The sequence below is a fragment of the Pseudoduganella sp. S-14 genome (assembly GCF_049913285.1).
Classification (GTDB): Bacteria; Pseudomonadota; Gammaproteobacteria; order Burkholderiales; family Burkholderiaceae_D; genus Rugamonas.
The window spans coordinates 1,430,114-1,450,824 of the sequence record NZ_CP183991.1 but is presented as its reverse complement, the minus strand read 5'-3'; the positions used below and the strand labels follow the sequence as shown (position 1 = coordinate 1,450,824).

Annotated in this window: 13 protein-coding genes and 1 riboswitch; of the genes, 10 read left to right on the top strand and 3 right to left on the bottom strand. The window is 66.8% G+C overall.

Translation table 11 applies throughout. From position 1 onward, the window contains the following. Nucleotides 1-8 precede the first annotated feature (8 nt). Both thiS and thiC read right to left on the bottom strand, forming a co-directional pair. Nucleotides 9-212: a sulfur carrier protein ThiS gene (thiS, locus tag ACN9MZ_RS06710; RefSeq protein ID WP_426168987.1), complete on the bottom strand. Its 204-nt coding sequence runs from the start codon at nt 210-212 to the stop codon at nt 9-11. Next, nucleotides 209-2,068, bottom strand: coding sequence for a phosphomethylpyrimidine synthase ThiC (gene thiC, locus ACN9MZ_RS06705; protein WP_426341442.1), 1,860 nt, complete (start codon nt 2,066-2,068; stop codon nt 209-211). The genes thiS and thiC overlap by 4 nt, the downstream gene beginning before the upstream one ends. A gap of 77 nt (nt 2,069-2,145) precedes the next feature. After that, a riboswitch (TPP riboswitch) is annotated at nt 2,146-2,257 on the bottom strand. Nucleotides 2,258-2,314: 57 nt separating this feature from the next. On the opposite strand from thiC, the gene ACN9MZ_RS06700 reads away from it, so the two are divergent. The 10 genes from ACN9MZ_RS06700 to ACN9MZ_RS06655 all read left to right on the top strand — a co-directional run bounded on the left by ACN9MZ_RS06700 (nt 2,315) and on the right by ACN9MZ_RS06655 (nt 15,451). Beyond that, on the top strand, nt 2,315-2,932 hold the full coding sequence (locus ACN9MZ_RS06700; RefSeq protein ID WP_426341441.1) for a hypothetical protein: 618 nt from the start codon (nt 2,315-2,317) through the stop codon (nt 2,930-2,932). Between the two features lie 168 nt (nt 2,933-3,100). Continuing rightward, complete coding sequence (locus tag ACN9MZ_RS06695) at nt 3,101-4,303, top strand: DUF4382 domain-containing protein (protein WP_426341440.1); 1,203 nt, start codon at nt 3,101-3,103, stop codon at nt 4,301-4,303. A 165-nt stretch (nt 4,304-4,468) separates the two neighbouring features. Then, a complete protein-coding gene (locus ACN9MZ_RS06690) occupies nt 4,469-6,259 on the top strand; it encodes an acyclic terpene utilization AtuA family protein (protein WP_426341439.1) in 1,791 nt (596 codons plus the stop codon). Continuing rightward, complete coding sequence (locus ACN9MZ_RS06685) at nt 6,256-7,380, top strand: acyl-CoA dehydrogenase family protein (RefSeq protein ID WP_426341438.1); 1,125 nt, start codon at nt 6,256-6,258, stop codon at nt 7,378-7,380. The genes ACN9MZ_RS06690 and ACN9MZ_RS06685 overlap by 4 nt, the downstream gene beginning before the upstream one ends. Nucleotides 7,381-7,391: 11 nt before the next feature. Further along, complete coding sequence (locus tag ACN9MZ_RS06680) at nt 7,392-8,264, top strand: SDR family oxidoreductase (protein ID WP_426341437.1); 873 nt, start codon at nt 7,392-7,394, stop codon at nt 8,262-8,264. Continuing rightward, nucleotides 8,264-9,901 carry an acyl-CoA carboxylase subunit beta gene (locus ACN9MZ_RS06675; protein WP_426341436.1) on the top strand — a complete coding sequence of 546 codons (1,638 nt, stop codon included), beginning with the start codon at nt 8,264-8,266 and terminating at the stop codon, nt 9,899-9,901. The genes ACN9MZ_RS06680 and ACN9MZ_RS06675 overlap by 1 nt, the downstream gene beginning before the upstream one ends. A gap of 14 nt (nt 9,902-9,915) precedes the next feature. Further along, the gene (locus ACN9MZ_RS06670; protein ID WP_426341435.1) at nt 9,916-11,073 is read left to right on the top strand and encodes an acyl-CoA dehydrogenase family protein; all 1,158 of its coding nucleotides are present in this window, start codon (nt 9,916-9,918) and stop codon (nt 11,071-11,073) included. Continuing rightward, entirely contained in the window at nt 11,070-13,073 is a 2,004-nt protein-coding gene (locus tag ACN9MZ_RS06665; protein WP_426341434.1) for an acetyl/propionyl/methylcrotonyl-CoA carboxylase subunit alpha, read from the top strand. Before ACN9MZ_RS06670 ends, ACN9MZ_RS06665 begins: the two co-directional genes overlap by 4 nt. A 10-nt stretch (nt 13,074-13,083) precedes the next feature. Further along, nucleotides 13,084-13,914: an SDR family oxidoreductase gene (locus ACN9MZ_RS06660; protein ID WP_426341433.1), complete on the top strand. Its 831-nt coding sequence runs from the start codon at nt 13,084-13,086 to the stop codon at nt 13,912-13,914. Further along, nucleotides 13,907-15,451 carry a class I adenylate-forming enzyme family protein gene (locus ACN9MZ_RS06655; protein WP_426341432.1) on the top strand — a complete coding sequence of 515 codons (1,545 nt, stop codon included), beginning with the start codon at nt 13,907-13,909 and terminating at the stop codon, nt 15,449-15,451. Before ACN9MZ_RS06660 ends, ACN9MZ_RS06655 begins: the two co-directional genes overlap by 8 nt. 9 nt (nt 15,452-15,460) lie before the next feature. Here ACN9MZ_RS06655 and ACN9MZ_RS06650 read toward each other — a convergent pair whose 3' ends face one another. Beyond that, nucleotides 15,461-20,692: a DNA repair ATPase gene (locus ACN9MZ_RS06650; RefSeq protein WP_426341431.1), complete on the bottom strand. Its 5,232-nt coding sequence runs from the start codon at nt 20,690-20,692 to the stop codon at nt 15,461-15,463. Nucleotides 20,693-20,711: the final 19 nt, after the last annotated feature.

The following is a 20,711-nucleotide window of genomic DNA, read 5'->3' as shown; positions in this document are numbered from 1 at the left end:
TCCCCTTCCTAGCCCCCGCCGATGGCGCGGACGATGTCTACTTTATCGTTGTGGTTGAGCGCGACTTGCGGCCAGCGCTGGCGCGGCACGACCTGGCGGTTGACCGCCAGCGCCAGCGCCTGGCCGGTCAGTTCGAGCGAGTCGATCAGCTGGTCCAGCGTCTGCTGCGGCGGCACCGCGTGCGCGGCGCCATTCAGTTCGATCTCGATCATGCTTGCTCGCGGTAGATGTTCGCGCCGCCCTTGACGAACTCGATCGATTTTTCCTGCATGCCCTTGGCAGCGAAGTCGCGCACTTCCTGCGTGATCTTCATCGAGCAGAAATGCGGGCCGCACATGGAGCAGAAGTGCGCCACCTTGGCCGAATCCTTCGGCAGGGTCTCGTCGTGGAATTCGCGCGCGCGGTCCGGGTCCAGGCCCAGGTTGAACTGGTCTTCCCAGCGGAATTCAAAGCGCGCCAGCGACAGCGCGTTGTCGCGGATCTGCGCGCCGGGATGGCCCTTCGCCAGGTCCGCCGCGTGAGCCGCGATCTTGTAGGTGATGATGCCTTCCTTGACGTCGGCCTTGTTCGGCAGGCCAAGGTGCTCCTTCGGCGTCACGTAGCACAGCATGGCGGTGCCGTACCAGCCGATCTGCGCCGCGCCGATGCCGGAAGTGATATGGTCGTAGCCTGGCGCGATATCGGTGGTCAGGGGGCCGAGGGTATAAAACGGCGCTTCGCTGCACTGCTCCAGCTGCAGATCCATGTTCTCTTTAATGAGCTGCATCGGCACGTGGCCAGGTCCTTCGATCATCACCTGCACGTCGTGCTTCCAGGCGATTTGCGTCAGTTCGCCCAGGGTTTTCAGTTCGCCCAGCTGCGCCGCATCGTTGGCATCCCACACCGAGCCGGGACGCAGGCCGTCGCCCAGCGAGAAGCTCACGTCGTAGGCCTTCATGATTTCGCAGATCTCTTCGAAGTGCGTGTACAGGAAGTTTTCCTGATGGTGCGCCAGGCACCACTTGGCCATGATCGAGCCGCCGCGCGAGACGATGCCGGTCATGCGGTTGGCCGTCAGCGGCACGTAGCGCAGCAGCACGCCGGCGTGGATGGTGAAGTAGTCGACGCCCTGCTCCGCCTGTTCGATCAGGGTGTCGCGGAAGATTTCCCAGCTCAGGTCTTCGGCCTTGCCGTTCACCTTTTCCAGCGCCTGGTAGATCGGCACGGTGCCGATCGGCACCGGCGAGTTACGCACGATCCACTCGCGGGTTTCGTGGATATGCTTGCCGGTGGACAGGTCCATCACGGTGTCGCCGCCCCAGCGGATGGCCCAGGTCATCTTCTCCACTTCCTCGCCGATGGAGGAGGTCACGGCGGAGTTGCCGATATTGGCGTTGATCTTGACCAGGAAATTGCGGCCGATGATCATCGGCTCCAGTTCCGGGTGGTTGATGTTGGCCGGGATGATCGCGCGGCCGCGGGCGATTTCCTGGCGCACGAATTCCGGCGTGATCTCTTCAGGGATGGCGGCGCCGAACGATTCGCCGCGGTGCTGGCGGCCCAGCAGGTCGGCCATGCGCTGGCCCTTCTCGCCCTGGGCACGCAGGCCGGCAAGGTATTCCTTGCGGCGCAGGTTTTCGCGGATCGCCACGTATTCCATTTCCGGCGTGACAATGCCCTGGCGCGCGTAGTGCATCTGGGTCACGTTGCGGCCGGGCTGGGCGCGGCGCGGCTGGCGGTGCAGCTCGAAGCGCAGCGCGTCGAGCTTTTCATCGGCCAGGCGCAAGCGGCCGTAATCGGAAGTCGGACCGTCCAGCAATTCGGTGTCATTGCGCTCGGCGATCCAGGCGGCGCGCGGCGTGTCGAGGCCCTTGCGGATGTCGATGGCGGCGTCCGGGTCGCTGTACGGGCCGGAACAGTCGTACACGGTGACCGGCGCATTCTCGCCGGACAGGCTGATTTCGCGCATCGGCACGCGCAGGTCCGGGCGGCTGCCGGTAACGTAGATTTTGCGGGAATTCGGCAGCGGAGTAACTGCTGCGGAGTCGACCTCGGCCTGGGCGGCGAGGAAGGTTGGATTGGCGTTCATTTTGGCTCCTTTGTTGGCGCAGGAGCCAGCAAAGGAGGTTAGGCTGCGCGTGCGGTCGCGCCGTGTAGGCGCAGCCACTGCGTATCCTGAAGCTTCCCTTCGCTGGCATTATCCAGATCAGGTTCGGAGGGTATTTCTCACCCGCGCACCCGGTATCGAACCGCGCGCACAGGACCCCTAGCGTGTGCCACCTTTCGGCAGCGAACGGATTATATCTATAATCGGTGCGCATTAAAAGGAGACCGGATGCGATATGTAGTATTCCTGGCAGCGATGGCTGCGCAAGCCGCCGTGGCGGCGCCAAGCGCCGATACGCGCGCGCCGACGCTGGCCGAGCAGCGCTCGTTCGAACAGTTCATGCAGCGCAGCGCGCCGGGCACGCCCCTGCCGCCACTGCGCGTGCAGCGCGCAGCCGACGGCAAGACATGGCTGGCCAGCGCCAGCGTCGAGGCGCCGCCGCTGCGCCTGGTGCTGCCGCTCTGCCGCGTCACCCGCACCCGCTACACGCAACAGGCCGACGACAGCTGGCGCAGCGACAGCAGCCAGCATGTCTGGATCCACCACACCACCAGCTGCGGCACGCCACCGGCGAGCATGGTCGAACTGCGCACAGCACTGGCCGAAATCGACATGCTGCGCCTGATCCAGGCCCAGGGCGAACTGCTGCAGCGCGCGCGCCTGCTCATGGCCGGCAATACCAGTTGCGCCCCCACCCGCTCACGCAATTTCCAGCTGCGCAGCCTGGGCCGCGGCGCCGATGGCATGTTCCTGCTTGGCTATGAAAGCGATATCGGCAGCAGGCTTGACATCACCGTGCGGCCGTCGCGCGCCGAACTCACCGCCTGGAATGTCAACTGTCGCTGAGAGCGCAGGGATATAATGTTGCAATAAGGCAACGAAAGGCTGCCCTGCTCAGTACCTTTCGATCTGCAAGTGTAACAATTCGTTACTATGTGCGTCATCGTACATAGCGATTTTCCTCTCGATTCCGATAATGGAAGAGCACCAATAACTACTACGAGAGGCAACATCATGAACACCAAAGTCTCCCTGCTCCCACTCGCGCTGACCTCCCTCTTGCTCGCTGCCTGCGGCGGCGGCGGTGGCGGCGATGCGCCGCCAGCCCAGACCATGGGCACCCTGGGCGTGTCGATTACCGACGCCCCGGCCTGCGGCTTCGACGCAGTCAACGTGACGGTCAACAAGGTGCGCGTCAATACGAGCGCGACCGCCAGCGACACCGACAGCGGCTGGACCGACATCACCCTGTCGCCCGGCAAGAAAATCAACCTGCTGAACCTGACCAACGGCACCCTGGACGCACTGGGCCAGACCTCGCTGGCAGCAGGACGCTACAACCAGGTGCGCCTGGTACTGGACCCGAACACCGGCAACGCGACTGCCAACTCCGTGGTCCTGAGCGGCACCACCACCGAGATCTCGCTCGACACCCCGAGCGCGATCCAATCCGGCATCAAGATGAATGCCGACTTCACCGTGGAAGCGGGCCAGCGCTACGACCTGGTGATGGACTTCGACGCCTGCAAATCCATCGTCACCAAGGGCAACGGCAAATACGCGCTGAAACCGGTGGTCAAAGTGATCCCGACAGCCCTGAACGGCATCAGCGGCTTCGTTGCCACGTCGACGCTGTCCGACGGGGTCACCGTCAGCGCCCAGCAAAATGGCGCCGTGGTGGCCGCGACGGTGCCTAGCGCCACCGGTGAATTCGTACTGCCACGCCTGCCTCTCGGTAACTACGACGTGGTGATCACTTCCAACACCCATGCTGCCTATGTAGTTGGCGGCGTGCCGGTGACCTCCACCACCGGCATGGTCCCGATCAGCACCACTGGCGCGCCCTTCGCCCTGGCCAACACCAGCCTGATGGGTTCGATCAGCGGCACGGCGACGCTGACCCCGGCCAGCGCCACCGAATCGGCCCTGGTCTCGGCCAAGCAAGCCATTACCGGCGGACCGACCGTCACCCTGCGTTATACCAATGCGGACTTGACCACCGGTGCCTACAGCATCACCAAGCTGCCGCTGGCCGCGCCGCAGTACGCCGCCTATAGCGCCACCCTGCCGCTGACCTTCTCCAGCGCAGGCACGATCCCGGCAACCGGCATGTACAAGGTCGATGCGTCGGCGACCGGCTACACCACGCTGTCCAACGCCTCGGTCGACATCAACGTCGCCAACGCGGTCAACGTGAACTTCAACCTGGTGCCGTAAGCACCTGCGTCGGCTCCGCTAACGCGACAGCCCCGGCCCCGCCACTGGCGGCAGCCGGGGCTTTTTTCATGCGTCGTGCCGCAGCAACGCAACACGCTTGCGCAGGCGCGCTTTTCCGCGGTATCCTGAATTATTCAATCGATTGATTTAATAAAAGGAGCCGCCGTGCGCGCAGGCAGGAACCATGTCCGGATCGGCGGTGCGGCAGGCTTCTGGGGCGACAGCGCCCTCGGCCCGCGCCAACTGCTCGATGGCGGCGACCTCGATTACCTGGTTTTCGACTACTTGGCCGAACTGACCATGTCGCTGCTGGCGGCCGCGCGCCGCAAGCAGCCCGAACTCGGATACGCCACCGACTTCATCGACGTCATGCGCGACGTGCTGGGCGACGCCCTGGCGCGCGGCGTGCGCATCGTCGCCAACGCCGGCGGCATCAACCCGCAAGGCTGCGCGGCAGCACTGCGCGCGCTGGCGGCGGAACAGGGGCTGGCGCCGCGCATCGCCGTGGTCGAAGGCGACGATGTATCGGCCCTGCTGCCCGCCCTGCGTGCCGAAGGCGTCGAGCTGCCGGCCACGGTGCTGAGCGCCAACGCCTACTTCGGCGCACTGCCGATCAAGGCCGCGTTGGATGCAGGCGCCGATGTGGTGATCACCGGCCGCTGCGTCGACAGCGCAGTGACGCTGGGCGCCCTGATGCACGAATTCGGCTGGGCGCCCGACGACTACGACCTGTTAGCCGCCGGCAGCCTGGCCGGGCACCTGATCGAATGCGGCTGCCAGGGCAGCGGCGGCCTGTTCACCGACTGGGAACAGGTGCCGGATTGGGCCAACAGCGGCTACCCGGTAGTGGAATGCCGCGCCGACGGCAGCTTCGTGCTGGGCAAGCCGGAAGGAACCGGCGGCCTGGTGACGCCGGCCGTAGCGGCCGAGCAGTTGCTGTACGAGATTGGCGATCCCTCGCGCTACCTGCTGCCCGACGTTGTATGCGACTTCACCGCCGTCACCCTGCAAGCCGAAGGCCCGCAGCGCGTGCTGGTGCAAGGAGCGCGCGGCCATGCCCCGACCAGCACGTACAAAGTCAGCGCCACCTATGCCGACGGCTTCCGCAGCGCCGCGCAACTGACCGTGATTGGCCACGAAGCCGGGCGCAAGGCCCGGCGCAGCGCCGAGGCGATCCTGGAGCGCACGCGCGCCATGCTTGCGCGCGCCGGCCTGGGCGACTATTCGGCAACCCAGGTCGACGTATTGGGCGCGACGGAAGGCTTCGGCCAGGCAGTCATGTGGCTGGCGGTAGCGCACCCGCAGCGCGCCGCGCTTGAAATCTTCGCACGCGAGATCGCACCGGCCGGCACCTCCTGGGCCCCTGGCACCACCGGCTTCGGCGGCCGTCCTGCCGTGTCCCCCGCCATCAAACAGTTCTCCTTCCTGCTCGCCAAAACCCGCCTCCAGGCCATCGTCCACCTGCCCGACGGCACCACGGCCCAGCCCGTGTCCCACCATGGGGTCACACCCGAATCGGGACACGGCCTCGAGCATGGCGGCCTCGCACGGCAGAGTACGTGTCTCATTTCGGGTGTGACCCCAGGGTGGGACACGAGCCCTGCCGGGGCGGGCTGGCGCGTGGTGCCGCTGATCGAGCTGGCTTGGGCGCGTAGCGGCGATAAGGGGGATATCGCGAATATCGGCGTCATCGCGCGCCAGCCCGGCGATCTGCCTTTGCTGCGCGAGCAGCTTACGCCGGATGCGGTGGCGGCGCACTTGGCCGGCAAGGTGCGCGGTACGGTGACGCGTTATGAGCTGCCTGGCATTCACGCTTTTAACTTCGTCTGCGAGCAGGCGCTGGGCGGCGGCGGCATGGCTTCCTTGCGCCATGACGCGCTAGGCAAGGGCATGGCGCAGTGGCTGCTGGCGATGCCGGTGGCGGTCCCGCCCGATTTCACCAGCCGGAGAACATGATGGAAGAAGCCTTGCGCGCTACCGTGCGCCGCTTCGTGGAGCGGGAATTGCGCCCGCACCTTTTTGATTGGGAGGAGTCTGGGGCCTTTCCGCGCGCCCTGTACCGGCAGGCCGGCGAGCTTGGGCTGCTGGCCCTGGGCTTTCCGGAGGCTGATGGCGGTGTCCCGGCCAGTTACCGCCAGTTGCAGTTGTTGAACGAGGAATTGTGCCGCACCGGTTGCGGCGGCCTGCTGGCTTCCCTGTTCAGCCATCGCATCGGCGCGCCGCCAATCGTGCTTGGCGGCTCGGCGGAACTGCGGGCGCGGGTCCTGCCCGGCATCCTGGCCGGCGAGAAGATCAGCGCGCTGGCCGTGACGGAACCGGGCGGCGGCTCGGACGTGGCCAGCCTGGCGACATGCGCCGTGCGCGACGGCGACCATTACATCATCAACGGCTGCAAAACCTTCATCACCTCGGGCATGCGTGCCGACTGGATCACGCTGGCCGTACGTACCGGCGGCCCGGGCAGCGGCGCGGACGGTATCAGCGCCCTGCTGGTGCCGGGTGATGTGCCCGGCCTGGCGCGCACACCGCTGAAGAAAATGGGCTGGTGGTGCTCCGATACCGCCGAACTGCATTTCGAGCAGTGCCGGGTGCCGGCCGCCAACTTGCTGGGCGCGGAAAACGCCGGCTTCGCACTGCTGATGCGCAATTTCAACGACGAGCGCCTGATGCTGGCCATGGATGCCTGCTACCTGGCGCAAGCCTGCCTCGACGAGGCGGTCGAGTGGGCGCGGCAGCGCAAGACCTTCGGCAAGGCGCTGGTGCAGCATCAGGCCGTGCGCCACAAGCTGGTGGCGATGGCGACGCGCATTGAAGCCACGCGTGCCTTCATTGACAGCATCGTGGCGCGCATGGATGCGGGCGAGCAGCCGGTGGCGCAGGTGTGCATGCTGAAGAACCTCGCGGCGCAAACCATGCAGGCCTGCGCCGGCGAGGCGGTGCAGATCCTGGGCGGCATGGGCTTCATGCGCGGCACGGTGTCGGAACGCGTGTACCGCGACGCCAAGGTGTATATGATCGGCGGCGGCGCCGAAGAAGTCCTCAACGACCTGGCTGCGCACCAGCTCGGCTGGTCCTGAAAGGAAGCTGAATGTATCAATCGATCTTCAAACCCGGCTTGTTCGAGGGCCGCACCATTGTCGTGACGGGCGGCGGCAGCGGCATCGGGCGCTGTGCGGCCCATGAATTGGCGGCCTTGGGGGCGCGCGTGCTGCTGGTGGGGCGGGATTCGGCCAAGCTGGATGCCGTTCGTGCCGAAATCGCCCGCGCCGGCGGCGCGGCCTACGGCTACAACTGCAATATCCGCAGCGAAGACGCGGTGCGCGAACTGGTGGCGACGGTGGTGGCCGAGCATGGCCCGGTCCATGGCCTGGTCAACAACGCCGGCGGCCAGTTCCCTGCGCCGCTGCGGGAGATTTCGCAAAAGGGCTGGGAGGCGGTGGTGCAGACCAACCTGACCGGCGGCTTCCTGCTGGCGCGCGAATGCCTGAACCAGAGCATGGCCGAACATGGCGGCGCCATCGTCAATATCGTGGCCGACATGTTCGGTGGCATGCCCAATATGGGCCATTCAGGAGCGGCGCGCGCCGGCATGGTGAGCCTGACCGAGACGGCGGCTTTCGAATGGGCGCAATACGGGGTGCGGGTGAATGCCGTGGCGCCGGGTTATATCGCTTCTTCCGGCATGGACCAGTATCCACCGGAGATGCGCGACACCATCCGCGCATTTCCGCGCACCGTGCCGCTGCACCGTTTCGGTACCGAGTCGGAAGTGGCGGCGGCGATTGCCTTCCTGCTGTCTGACGCGGCGGCCTTCGTTACCGGCGCCACCTTGCGCGTCGACGGCGGCCGGCCCAACGTGCGGCCAGGCATGCCGATGCCCAAGCCGCGCCAGGCCGGGGCCACGGCAGCTTTCAACGGCTTCCACCTGGCGGCTGCCCCGCGCGTGCTGGAGGGCGAATAATGCCCGCGCTGGAGAGCCGCATAGTGCCGCAGGGCGAAGCCTTCCAGGCCAACAGCGCCGCGCTGCAAGTGCAGCTGGCGCGCCTGCGCGAACTGGAGGCGCGCACGCGCGACAAGTCGGCCGCCTCGGCGCCGCTGTTCGCCAAGCGCGGCCAGCTGCTGCCGCGCGAGCGCCTGGGCGCCCTGCTCGATGCCGGCGCCCCCTTCCTGGAAATGGCGACGCTGGCCGGCTTCTGCCTGGACCGTCCCGATCCCGAACGCTCGGTGCCTGGCGGCGGCCTGGTGGGCGGCATCGGCTTTGTCGGCGGTGTGCGCTGCATGGTGGTGGCCGACGATTCGGGCATCGATGCCGGTGCGGTGCAGCCGATGGGGATCGAGAAGTTCCAGCGCCTGCAGCAAGTGGCGCTGGCGCAGAAGCTTCCTTTCATCCACCTGGTCGAATGCGCGGGCGCAAACCTGCTCGACTACAAGGTGGAAACCTTTATCCACGGCGGCAGCGGTTTTTACTGGCTGGCGCGCCTGTCGGCAGCCGGCCTGCCGGTGATCAGCGTGGTGCACGGCTCGAGCACGGCGGGCGGTGCCTACATGCCGGGGCTTTCCGATTACGTGGTGATGGTGCGCGAGCGCGCCAGGGCTTTCCTGGCCGGGCCGCCGCTGCTGAAGGCGGCCACCGGCGAAGTCGCCAGCGAGGAAGAACTGGGCGGCGCCGAGATGCACGCCGCCGTGTCAGGGCAGGCCGAATACCTGGCGGAGGACGACGCCGACGCGCTGCGCATCACGCGCGAACTGGTGGCCAGCCTGGGCTGGAATGGCGGCGCGCCCCGGGCTGCGGCGCCGGCCGCGGCGGGCGGCGGCTACCACGCGCCACTCTACGACGCCGATGAACTGCTCGGCATCGCTCCAAGCGATCAGCGCAAGCCCCTCGATATGCGCGAAGTCATCGCGCGCATCGTTGACGGTTCGGCTTTCCTGGAATTCAAGCCCGGCTACGGCGCGGCCACGGTGACCGGCCACGCGGCCATCTGCGGCATGGCGGTCGGCATCATCACCAACAACGGGCCGCTGGACCCGGCAGGCGCCACCAAGGCGGCGCACTTCATCCAGCTATGCTGCCAATCCGGAACGCCGCTCATCTTCCTGCAGAACACTACCGGCTTCATGGTCGGCAAGGCCTACGAACAGGCCGGCATGATCAAGCACGGCTCGAAGATGATCCAGGCGCTGGCCAACGCCAACGTGCCGCGCATCACCGTGCATTGCGGCGCCTCGTTCGGGGCCGGCAACTACGGCATGTCGGGACGCGGCTTCATGCCGGATTTCTGCTTCAGCTGGCCCAATGCACGCACCGCTGTGATGGGCGCCGAGCAGGCTGCGACGACGATGGCCATTGTGATGGAGGGCAGCATGCGGCGCAAGGGCCAGGAAGTCGACCAAGCGGCAATTGCCGCCATGCGCGCCAAGGTCATCGACACCTTCGAGCGCCAGACCGACGCTTTTACGACATCCGGACGCCTGCTGGACGACGGCGTCATCGATCCGCGCGACACGCGCAAGGTGCTGGCCTGCGTGCTGGCAGTGTGCGACGAGGCGCACCGGCGCGAGCTGCGGCCGGTGCAATTCGGCGTCGCCCGACCATAAATACTGGAGATCCCATGGAATACAGCCACGAACACCTGGAACTGCAGCGCAACCTGAAACGCTTCATCGAGACCGACATCAATCCGTATGTGGACGAGTGGGAGGCAGCGGAAATCTTCCCCGCCAAGGAAGTGTTCCGCAAGCTCGGCGCGCTGGGCATGCTGGGCGTGTCCAAGCCGGTCGAATTCGGCGGCCTGGGCCTCGATTACTCCTACTCGATGGCGATGGCCGAAGCGCTGGGCCATATCCGCTGCGGCGGCGTGCCGATGGCGATCGGCGTGCAGACCGACATGGCGACGCCGGCGCTGGCGCGCTTTGGCTCCGACGCGCTGCGGCGCGAATTCCTGGCACCGGCCATCAGCGGTGAGGCGGTAGCCTGCGTCGGCGTGTCGGAGCCAGGCGCCGGATCGGACGTGGCAGCGATCCGCACCACGGCGCGCAAGGACGGCGGCGACTACATCATCAACGGCAGCAAGATGTGGATCACCAACAGCCTGCAGGCGGACTGGATGTGCCTTCTCGCGATCACCAGCGACGGCCCGGCGCACCGCAACAAGTCGCTGATCATCGTTCCGATGGATACGCCGGGCATCAGTGTGGGAAAGAAGATCCGCAAGATCGGCATGAATTCCTCCGACACGGGGCTGATCCACTTCGACGAGGTGCGGGTGCCGCAGCGCTTCCTGGTGGGCGAGGAAGACAAGGGCTTCACCTACCAGATGCTGCAATTCCAGGAAGAGCGCCTGTGGTGCGCGGCCAATATCGTGCAGCAGATGCAGAACTGCATCGACGCCACCATCGACTACACGCGTGAGCGCAAGATCTTCGGCGCCAGCGTGCTGGATAACCAGTGGGTGCATTTCAAGCTGGCCGAAATGCAGACCGAGCTCGAATCGCTGCGCGCCATGACTTACCGCGCCTGCGGCATGTATATCGGCGGCGCCGACGTGACCGAACTGGCGTCGATGGCCAAGCTGAAGGCGGGCCGGCTGGCGCGCCAGATCACCGACGGCTGCATGCAGTTCTGGGGCGGCATGGGCTTCACGCTGGAAAATCCAGTGTCGCAGTTCTACCGCGACGGGCGCCTGACGTCCATCGGCGGCGGCGCCGATGAAGTCATGCTGGGCATCATCTGCAAATACATGGACATCCTGCCGGGCCGCAAAGCGTGAACGCCTTCGACGCCATCCTGGTCGCCAACCGCGGCGAAATCGCGCTGCGCGTGATGCGCACGGCGCGGCGCATGGGCTACCGCTGCGTGGCGGTGTATTCCGATGCCGATGCCGGCGCGCCGCACTGCGCGATCGAGGCGGCCGACGGCCCGCACGCGGCGCTGCGCATCGGGGGCGCCGCACCGGCCGATTCCTACCTGAACATCCCCGCGCTGCTGGCGGCTGCCCAGGCCAGCGGCGCCGGCGCCGTACACCCCGGCTACGGCTTCCTGGCCGAGAGTGCCGAATTCGCGCAGGCCTGCGCCGATGCCGGGCTGGCCTTCATTGGCCCGCCGCCAGCCGCCATCAAAGCAATGGGCAACAAGGCCGGCGCCAAGAGGCTGATGCTGGAGGCTGGCGTGCCCTGCGTGCCGGGCTACCAGGGCGAGGACCAGTCGGAGGAACGCATGGCGGCCGAAGCGCGGCGCATCGGCTACCCGGTGATGATCAAGGCCGCCGCCGGCGGCGGCGGGCGCGGCATGCGTCGGGTGGACGAGGCGGGCGCATTTGGCGCCGCGCTGGCGTCGGCGCGCTCGGAGGCGCTGCACGCCTTTGGCAGCGCGGAGCTGATCCTCGAGCGCGCCATCATCGAGCCGCGCCATATCGAGATCCAGGTGTTTGCCGACAGCCATGGCAACGTGGTGCACATGGGCGAACGCGATTGTTCGGTCCAGCGGCGGCACCAGAAGCTGATCGAAGAATCGCCCTCGCCAGCCGTATCGTCCGAGCTGCGCGAGCGCATGGGCGCAGTAGCCGTCGCTGCGGCGCGCGCCATCGGCTATGTCGGCGCGGGCACGCTGGAATTCCTGCTCGACCGCGACGGCGCGTTCTATTTCATGGAAATGAACACCCGCCTGCAGGTCGAGCATGCGGTGACGGAAGCGGTCACCGGCATCGACCTGGTGGAGTGGCAGCTGCTGGTGGCGGCGGGCGCGCCGCTGCCCCTGATGCAGGCTGAACTGGATGCGCGGCGAGCGGTTGGCGGCCATGCCATCGAAGTGCGGTTGTGCGCGGAAGACCCGGCGCAGGACTTCCTGCCGCAAAGCGGGAAGGTGCTGCGCTGGAGCGCGCCGGCAGGTGTGCGCTGCGACCACGCGCTGGCCGACGGCGTGCGGGTGCCGCCGTACTATGACTCAATGCTGGCCAAGCTGGTTGCCCATGGGCGCGACCGCGCAGACGCCCTGCTGCGCCTGCGCCGTGCGCTGGACGAATGCGTGCTGCTCGGCATCCCGAGCAACCGTGCTTTCCTCGCGCGATGCCTGGCGCATCCTGCCTTCGCAGCAGGCCAGGCCAGCACCGGCTTTATCACGCAGCATCTGCCGGCCGGCTGGCGTGGGGCGGCGGCCGATCTGGCGCGCGCCCTGCCGGCGGCAGGCGCCCTCCTTGCATGGCACCGCTCGCAACGGCACGTGCGCCGCTACCCCGATGAACTGCGCGGCTGGTGCTCCAGCCAAGGCTATGCCCAGCCTTTGCACTTCACGCTGGACGGCGCGAAGCAGCGAGGCCAGGCCAGCGCCGACGGTCCCGACGCCTGGCGCGTCGCCAGCGGCGACAGCGCCACGCCGGTGCGCGCCGAAATCACCGAAGCTCCGCCTGGCACACTGCAACTGTCGCTCGACGGCCATCACGCCGCGCTGCATTTCGCCGTCGACGGCGCCCGCCTGTTCTTCTTGCTGGACGGCATCGAGCATACGCTGCACGACCTGTGCGACGCGCCACCGCGCGTGGCTGGCAATGGCGCTGCCGACGGCCGCATCGAAGCGCCCATGAACGGCCGTGTCGTCGCGCTGCACGTCGCGCAAGGCGAAAAAGTCAGCGCCGGGCAGCCGCTGCTGGCCCTGGAGGCGATGAAGATGGAGCACAGCCTGCTGGCAAGCCGCGACGGGACGGTTGCCGCCCTTGGCGCCGCCCTCGGCATGCAGGTGGCGACGGGGCAGCTGCTGATGGAAATCACACATTGACGGAGAAGCCATGAATACACTACGAGGCAAGACCCTGTTCATCACCGGCGCAAGCCGCGGCATCGGCAAAGCCATCGCCTTGCGCGCGGCGCGCGATGGCGCGAACGTGATCATCGCGGCGAAGACGACCGAACCCGATCCGCGCCTGCCAGGGACCATTTATTCCGCCGCGGAGGAGATCCGCGCGGCAGGCGGCAACGCGCTACCGCTGGCGGTCGATATCCGGGAAGAGGGGCAGGTCGTTGCCGCCGTCGAAAAGGGCGTCGCCGAATTCGGCGGCATTGACATCCTGGTCAACAACGCCAGCGCCATCAGCCTCACCAACGCGCAGAGCACCTCGATGAAGCGCTACGACCTGATGATGGACATCAACGTGCGCGGCACCTTTGTCTGCGCCAAGCACTGCATCGAGCACCTGCAGCAATCGAGCAACCCGCACATCCTGACGCTCTCGCCACCGATCGACCTGAATCCAAAATGGTTCGCGCGCCACGCCGCCTACACCACATCGAAATACGCGATGAGCATGATCGTGCATGGCCTGGCCGCCCAGCTTGCAGAGGACGGGATTGGCGTGAATGCACTATGGCCACGCACCATTATCGCCACGGCCGCCCTCAATGTGGCCCTGCCCGGCGGCGGCCAATACGGCCGCAAGCCGGAAATCATGGCCGATGCGGCGCACCGGATCCTGACGCGGGACAGCCGCGCGACCAACGGCAACTTCTTCATCGACGAGGAAGTCTTGCGGGCCAGCGGCATCACCGACTTCTCCCATTACCTGGTAACGCCGGGCGTGGAGCCTATGCTCGATTTGTTCGTGGAGGCAGGCAATGAATGAGCGCATGCAGGACATCCTTGGCAACCTGGTCTCCCGCAGCGCGCGCCGCAACGGCGCGGCGACGGCATTGCTGGAAGGCGGCAAGCGAATGAGCTATGCCCAGCTGGACGAGGACAGCAACCGCTTCGCACACTACCTGCTTTCCAGCGGCCTGCAGACCGGCGACAAGGTGGCCATGCTGAGTCCCAATTCGATGGAATTCATGGTCGCCGCCTTCGGCATCCTGAAAGCAGGCATGGTCTGGGTACCGGTCAACGCCATGCTGTCCCCGACGGAAGTGGCCTATATAGTGCGGCACGCCGAAGCGCGCTTGCTGGTGGTGGATGCACAGCTGGCGGCGCACCCTGCCTGGAATGCTGCCCTGCCCTCACTTGGCCTGCCGCTACTGCGCTGCGCAACCGGTGCCGACAACGGCGACGGCACGCTGGCGCAGGCAATCGCCGGCCAACCGGGTACCGCCGCCGAACTGGCGCTCGACGAGAATGCCCTGGCGCTGATCATGTACACCAGCGGCACCACCGGCAACCCCAAGGGCGCCATGCATTCGCACCGTTCGGTGCTGGCGGCCGTGATGTCGAATGCGGTGACCGTATCGATCGTGCAGCAGGACGTGCTGTCCGCCATCCTGCCCCTATTCCATTGCGCCCAGTTCAGCATGGCTGCTGCGGGGCTGGCATGCGGCGCCGCCATCTCGATTTCGCGCGGCTTCGATCCGGCCGCCGTGCTGGCTACGCTGGCGCACGATCGCGTCACGCTGGTGGCAGCCCTGCCGGCCATGTACGGCGCAATGCTGATGCACCCTTCGCGCGCCGGACACGACTTGTCCGCGCTGCGCCTGGCCATCTACGCCATGGCCCCGATGGCGCCCGAACTGCTGCGGCGCCTGATGCAGGAGTTCTGCCCGCATTTCGCGCTGGGCAGCGGCCAGACCGAGATGTTCCCGATGACGGTCTACTTCCCGCCGGCACAGCAACACCGCACCGGCAATTGCTGGGGGCAAGCGACGCCCGTCAACGACACGGCCATCATGGATGCCGACGGCCTCTTGCTCGGCAAGGGAGAGATCGGGGAGATCGTGCACCGCGGTCCCAATGCCATGCTGGGTTACTTCAAGGATCCCGAAGCCACGGCGGCCTCGCGACGTTTCGGCTGGCACCATACCGGCGACCTGGGCATGTGGGACGAGGACGGCTACTTGCACTTCAAGGGCCGGCTGAAGGACATGATCAAGACCGGCGGCGAGAATGTCCCTGCCATCCGCGTGGAAGAAGCACTGCTCGGCCACCCGGCCGTGGCCGCGGCAGCCGTAGTCGGCCTGCCGCACCTGGAATGGATCGAAGCCGTCACCGCGTTCGTTTGCCTCAAGCCCGGGCAATCCGCCGACGCCGGCGCGCTGCAGGAGCATTGCCGCAGGACGCTGGCTGGCTTCGAAATTCCCAAGCACATCGCCATCGTGGAGAACTTGCCAATGACCTCCACCGGCAAGATCCAAAAGCACGTGCTGCGCGCCAACCATCAGGCGCTGTATGCCGGGTGATGCAAGGCCTCAGTCGGCCGGCGGCTCAATAGCCGGTTCGCGCGGCGGCTTGGGTGACGGCGGGCCCTTCTTGCCCCGATAGCGCAGGCGGTGCTCCATGTCCTTCACGATGGAACTGGTGGCCCGCACCTCGTCCCAGATGCCGTGGTCGAGCCGCATCTTGTAGTTCATCGCGCTCATCATGGGCAGCAGGACCTTTTCATAGCTGTCGGCCAGGCGCTGCAGCAGTTCGTGCAGCCGCTCTTGCTCCGGCACGTGCACCTGGACCTGCGGCGCCATGCGGCCGCCCAAAGCGGCGATGCCGGCGCCGATTTCGGCCAGGTGATCGGCGACCCGCGTTTCGCCGTCCGCTTGCCCGCCATTCTTGCGCAGGCGTACGAACTCCTCCACCAGCGCATTCCAGCGCGCCTGCTCCGCGTCGGTCGGCTGGCCCAGCAAGTGCGCCAGGCGCAGCAGGTTCTCTTCGGCGCCGGTGGTCAGGGTTTGCGCCTCGCCGCGGTAATGGTCGCGCAGCAGCACATCCAGTTCGGCGTCGTGCATGAGGGCGGACACCTTGGGCGCCAGCTTGGCCATATTGCGGTAGCTGCCCTGCAGCTTGAACGGTGGCTCGCTACGGTAGGCGTCGTCTTGCGCGGCCGATGCGATGTAGGCCAGGTTCACCTTCATCAGCGCATTGCGCACCTTGAACAGGCGTTGCAGGACCGCGCAGATCTGGTCGATTTCCTGCGAGGTGTAAGCATGCTTGAGTTCCGATGCCGCCACCGGCTCGCCCTGCGACATGCGCACCAGCAGGTACAGGTCCTGCGGGTCGCGCGAGGCCAGCGGTTGCAGTTCGGGATGCGCCACCAGCGCGTTCTCGATATACGAGAGGGCAAACAATTCTTCGCGCCCGCTCAACACGTCGCCCAGGTTATAGATGTCGGCGCGGTTGGCCAGCATGTCCGGGATCTTGAACACGTCGCCGGACTCGGTGTAGGGGTTGCCGGCCATGACGACGGCGAAGCGCTTGCCGCGCAGGTCGTAGCTGCGGCTTTCGCCGCGCCACACGCCCTCGATGCGGCGCGTGCCATCGGCCAGGGCGATAAACTTCTGCAGAAATTCGGGATTGGTGTGCTGGATGTCGTCCAGGTACAGCATCACGTTGTTGCCCATCGCCAGGCCGAGGTTGAGTTTTTCCAGCTCCATGCGGGCGGCACTGTTGCTGGCCAGCGCCGGGTCGAGCGAAGTGACGTTATGGCCGAGAACCGGGCAGTTGATGCGCACGAAGATCATGCCCAAGCGCTCGCCCAGGTATTCCATCAGCGTGGTCTTGCCGTAGCCGGGCGGAGAAATCAGCAGCAGCATGCCCATCGAATCGGTGCGGCGCTGGTCACCGGCCGCGCCGATCTGCTTGGCCAGGTTGTCGCCGACCAGCGGCAGGTAGGCTTCGTCGATCAGGCGGTTGCGGAAGAAACTGGACAGCGGCTTGGCCCGGAACTGGTCCAGGCGCAGGCGGGCGTTCTCCGCTTGCGCCAGTTGCTGGCGCAATTGCTGCAGCGAGCGGAAGGCAGGCACCACCACGGCCTCGTGATGTTCGAGGCGGCGCAGGAAGTCGTTCAGCTGCAGCTTGAGCGTCCGGTTGTCGATGCGGGCATGCTCGCCGAGCAGTCCGGTGACCTGGGCGTCGACGCTGGCCTGCACCACGCGGCGCGGCAAGGTGCACAGCAGGCTGGCGGCCGCCTCGGGCAGCAGCGGCAGCGCATGGCCATGCTGGCTCGCGTAACCGTGCAGCCATTCGGTGGCCAGCGTCCAGCGTTCGCGCCACGACAAGGCAGGTGCCTGCCAGGGTGCGGCGATACTGTGGCGAGCAAGGTGCTGGGACAGGCCGCTGGCCAATTCGCTGCCGGTCCGGCTAAGCAGCCAGCCCTGGTCGGCGCCGGCAGGCGTGCCAAGCTCGGACAGCAGGTAGCGCGCGGCCTGCTGCAGCAGCAAGGCCCGGGTTTCGCTGCCGTGATCGAGCCAGGCGTCGATATCAAGTTGTTCGTCTTCGAGGAAACGCTCCAGCGTTTCCTCGACTTCATGCGCCAGCTTGCCCCACAAACGCTCGCTGTTGAAATGGCGGCGCATCAGCTCGGCCTGTTCCGCCTGGTGGCGCAGCGACTGCGCGGCAGGCGAGGCTTGTACATGGGTCCAGTACAGCAACGCCACTGCGCGCCCCAGCGGGCTGAATCGCAGCAGGCCGGCACCCTCCCACAACGGGACCAGCTGGCGCAGGATGGCGGCGGCGTCGTGGTCGTGCAGGCCTTTCTGGTAGCCCTCGTGATAGCGCGGCGCGGCGAAGCGGCGCACGTGTTCGTCCAGCACCGCGCTGTCCGGCTGCGCCAGCGCTTCCTGCAATTGCTGCCAGTCGATGCCGGCCGTGCCGGCCCGCACGGCGAGCACGAACTGGTAGGCCAGGTACTCGGCGCGGTACACCTGCGCCGTCTCGGCCAGGGTCTCCTGCGACCACCATGGACGCAAGGCATCCAGGCGCTCGTCCTGCAGCGGCGCGTAGTAGTCGGTACCGGCCAGGTGGAAAGCCAGCCCGCCCTGGTGGGGTACGATGGCCAGCTCCAGCGCTTGCCGGTTGACCGTGAAGTCGTGGCGTCCCAGCTTGATGACGTTGCCCGTCACCAGCTCGTTCTGGTCACGCAGCGCACGCTGGCCCTGTTCGCGCAGGCTTTTCAGCTGCCCGCTCAAATCGTCGGCCGCGACCGCGTTGCCCAACTTGCGCATTTCTTCGATGCTGGCCCTCAGCTTGCCCAGCAGGGCATCGGAAGCGAAATACGCTTCCATCTGGGCCCGCTCGCTGAACTGGGCCAGGCGCTTGGGCACGCCCGCCAGGATGCGGCGGGCGGCGTCGCCGATGGCCTGCACGCGGCGTGCACGCGCATCGAGCAGCGACTGTTTGCGCCCTTCCATCGCTTCGTACACGGCTTCGCGCTTGTGCGCGATCTCGGCCAGGTAGTCTTCCTGTTCGGCGAACTGCCCTTCCAGGGTTTCCAGCTGGGCCAGCAGGCGCGTGAGCAATTCGTCGCAGCGCTCCGGCGTGTCGGCCTGTTCCAGGCTGCTTTCCACCGATTGGCTGAACAACTGGAACTGGGCGGCGAATTCGGACGCCGATTCCGCCTGCGACAACTGCTTGCGGCGCTGGCGCACTTCGGCGCGCAGCTGGTTGACGCCTGCGTACAGGCGCGAGATGGCCGTCAGGATCTGGGTGCGCAAGGTGGCGTCGCCGACCGCCAGGGTGCCAAGCAACTCGTTCAGGCCATCCAGGTTGCGGGCGGTGCGGTCCAGGGCTTCGTTCAAGGGCGCCAGTTCGGCCGTTGTGCCCAGTTGCGGCAGCTGCTCGCGCTGTTTCGCCAGTTCCGCTTCCAGCTTGGCGAAGGCATTGGCCTGGGACAGGAACTGCACGGTGCGCTCGCCCACGCGGGCCTCTTCCGCGCCAAGCTCGCTATCGAGTTCAGCCAGGCGCGCCACGTCCATGTAGCGCTGCTCCTTCAGCGTCGCCAGGCGGCCGCGCGCAAGGCGGATCTGTTCCAGGGCTTCGATGAATTCGGTGGGCGACTGCCACAGCCGGCTTGCCGTCTCCGCCAGCAGTTGGCGCTGTTCCTGCGCCGCCTGTTGCAGCACGCGCGCAGCTTCGCGCTGGATCGCCGCGACCTTGTCGAATTCGTCCATGGTGGCGCTGGCCACTTCCGACAAGCCGCCCAGGTCGGCGCCGACGCCCTTGGCCTCGGGCGCGCCCAGCCAGTGGAAAGCGTCGGCGACGCGGCGGCATTGGCGCAGCAGGCTCTCATAGACGGCGCGGCCGGGCAGCGCGCCCGAGTCGCCGCCCGCCTCGCCCTGCTCGCGCACCCTGCGCCCGATCGAATACAGTTCCGACAGGCCGCGCACCAGCTCGCGGTTGCCGATCTTGCCGAAGAAGCCCTGGCGCGGGGCGGCGCGCGCGGCAAATTCTTCGCTCAGGAACGGCGTCTGCCACCACTGCATCGGGTGGTTGCGGGTCGGCTCCTCGCTTTCGGCGGTGAACAGCAGCATGCTGCCATCGGCATAGCGCGCGTAGCCATGCGCGACCAGCGGCTGCGACAGGGTCTTGTTGATCAGGTTGTAGGTCAGCAGGACATAGGTGCCGCTGGCCACCTCGTAGAAGACGTACAGCACGTCTTCGCCATTCGGCGCAAGCACGCGGCGCTCGAATTGCAGGCCGTCCGGCAGGCCAGAGAACAGGCGCGACTCGCCGCCCTGCAGGATCACGCCGCCGGGGAACACAATGCCGTGGTCTTCCGGCAGCTGCACGCAGGAGGCGCCGATGCTATCGACCCGCTGCACCTGCTGGCTCAGGCGCGAATACACCAGGTAGCGCACCTGCGTCTCGCGGTAGGGCCGGATGCGCAGCAGGATCAAGTCGCCGAGCGCTGCAAAGGCGATTTCGGCGTCGCTGAGCGACTGGTTGGGATCGTCGACCGGCTCGCTGTGGATGCCCAGCCCCGTTTCCGTGTTGTTCTCGATCTTGACCGTCAGGTCGCCGCCGACCGTTTCCACGAACAGGGTGTCGAGCACGTTGACGTGCGGGTGCTGGCCCACCACGTGCTGGTCGCGCGTGGTGGCGGTCCACTCGAAATCATGCGGCGGCGGCAAGGCGATATCGCGTTCGCCGCGGTTGTCGATGTAGGCGGCCGCGCCCTGCTCGTCCAGCTGCCAGCGGAACACGCGCAGGTCGCTCTGGCGCTCGCCGATCTTGAAAGCGGCCAGCAGCTTGCCCTGATTGAGGCGCAACTGCACCAGCTGCGCGTTGCGGTAGTAGTTATACAGTTCCTTGAATTCGGCCACGAAACGCGGGTCGGCCAGGAAGCTGCCGTCCAGCGCCAGCGGGTCGAGCTCCACTTCGGCGCCGTCCTGGCGCAGGCGGTACAGCGCGAAGACGTCCGCGACCCGGGTTTCCTGGCGCAGGCCGATGAAGACGTTATAGCCGAACAGCAGCACGTCGCCGACCAGTACCAGGTCGCGCGCGGTGCAGTTGTTGTCGGTACGGGCGCGGGTGCGGGCGCGCAGCGCCATCTCTTCGCGGCCGAATTCGGCCAGCCTGGCTTCGTTCAGCGCGCTGGCTTTCTCCAGCAGGGACTTGCCCTGGCCGGCCAGCCGCTTGCGCAGCAGGTCGAAGCTGCTGGAATGGCGCAGGGACGCCTCGACGCCCGCAGGTGCTGCTTGTTCTTGGCTCATGGTCTCTTGCTTCAGTCGC

Bases quoted from the DNA above. Each gene is read 5' to 3' on its own strand.
- ACN9MZ_RS06650 (WP_426341431.1), bottom strand. From the start codon at position 20,692: ATGAGCCAAGAACAAGCAGCACCTGCGGGCGTCGAGGCGTCCCTGCGC.
- ACN9MZ_RS06670 (WP_426341435.1), top strand. From the start codon at position 9,916: ATGGAATACAGCCACGAACACCTGGAACTGCAGCGCAACCTGAAACGC.
- thiS (WP_426168987.1), bottom strand. From the start codon at position 212: ATGATCGAGATCGAACTGAATGGCGCCGCGCACGCGGTGCCGCCGCAG.
- ACN9MZ_RS06660 (WP_426341433.1), top strand. From the start codon at position 13,084: ATGAATACACTACGAGGCAAGACCCTGTTCATCACCGGCGCAAGCCGC.
- ACN9MZ_RS06675 (WP_426341436.1), top strand. From the start codon at position 8,264: ATGCCCGCGCTGGAGAGCCGCATAGTGCCGCAGGGCGAAGCCTTCCAG.
- thiC (WP_426341442.1), bottom strand. From the start codon at position 2,068: ATGAACGCCAATCCAACCTTCCTCGCCGCCCAGGCCGAGGTCGACTCC.
- ACN9MZ_RS06700 (WP_426341441.1), top strand. From the start codon at position 2,315: ATGCGATATGTAGTATTCCTGGCAGCGATGGCTGCGCAAGCCGCCGTG.
- ACN9MZ_RS06695 (WP_426341440.1), top strand. From the start codon at position 3,101: ATGAACACCAAAGTCTCCCTGCTCCCACTCGCGCTGACCTCCCTCTTG.
- ACN9MZ_RS06680 (WP_426341437.1), top strand. From the start codon at position 7,392: ATGTATCAATCGATCTTCAAACCCGGCTTGTTCGAGGGCCGCACCATT.
- ACN9MZ_RS06655 (WP_426341432.1), top strand. From the start codon at position 13,907: ATGAATGAGCGCATGCAGGACATCCTTGGCAACCTGGTCTCCCGCAGC.
- ACN9MZ_RS06685 (WP_426341438.1), top strand. From the start codon at position 6,256: ATGATGGAAGAAGCCTTGCGCGCTACCGTGCGCCGCTTCGTGGAGCGG.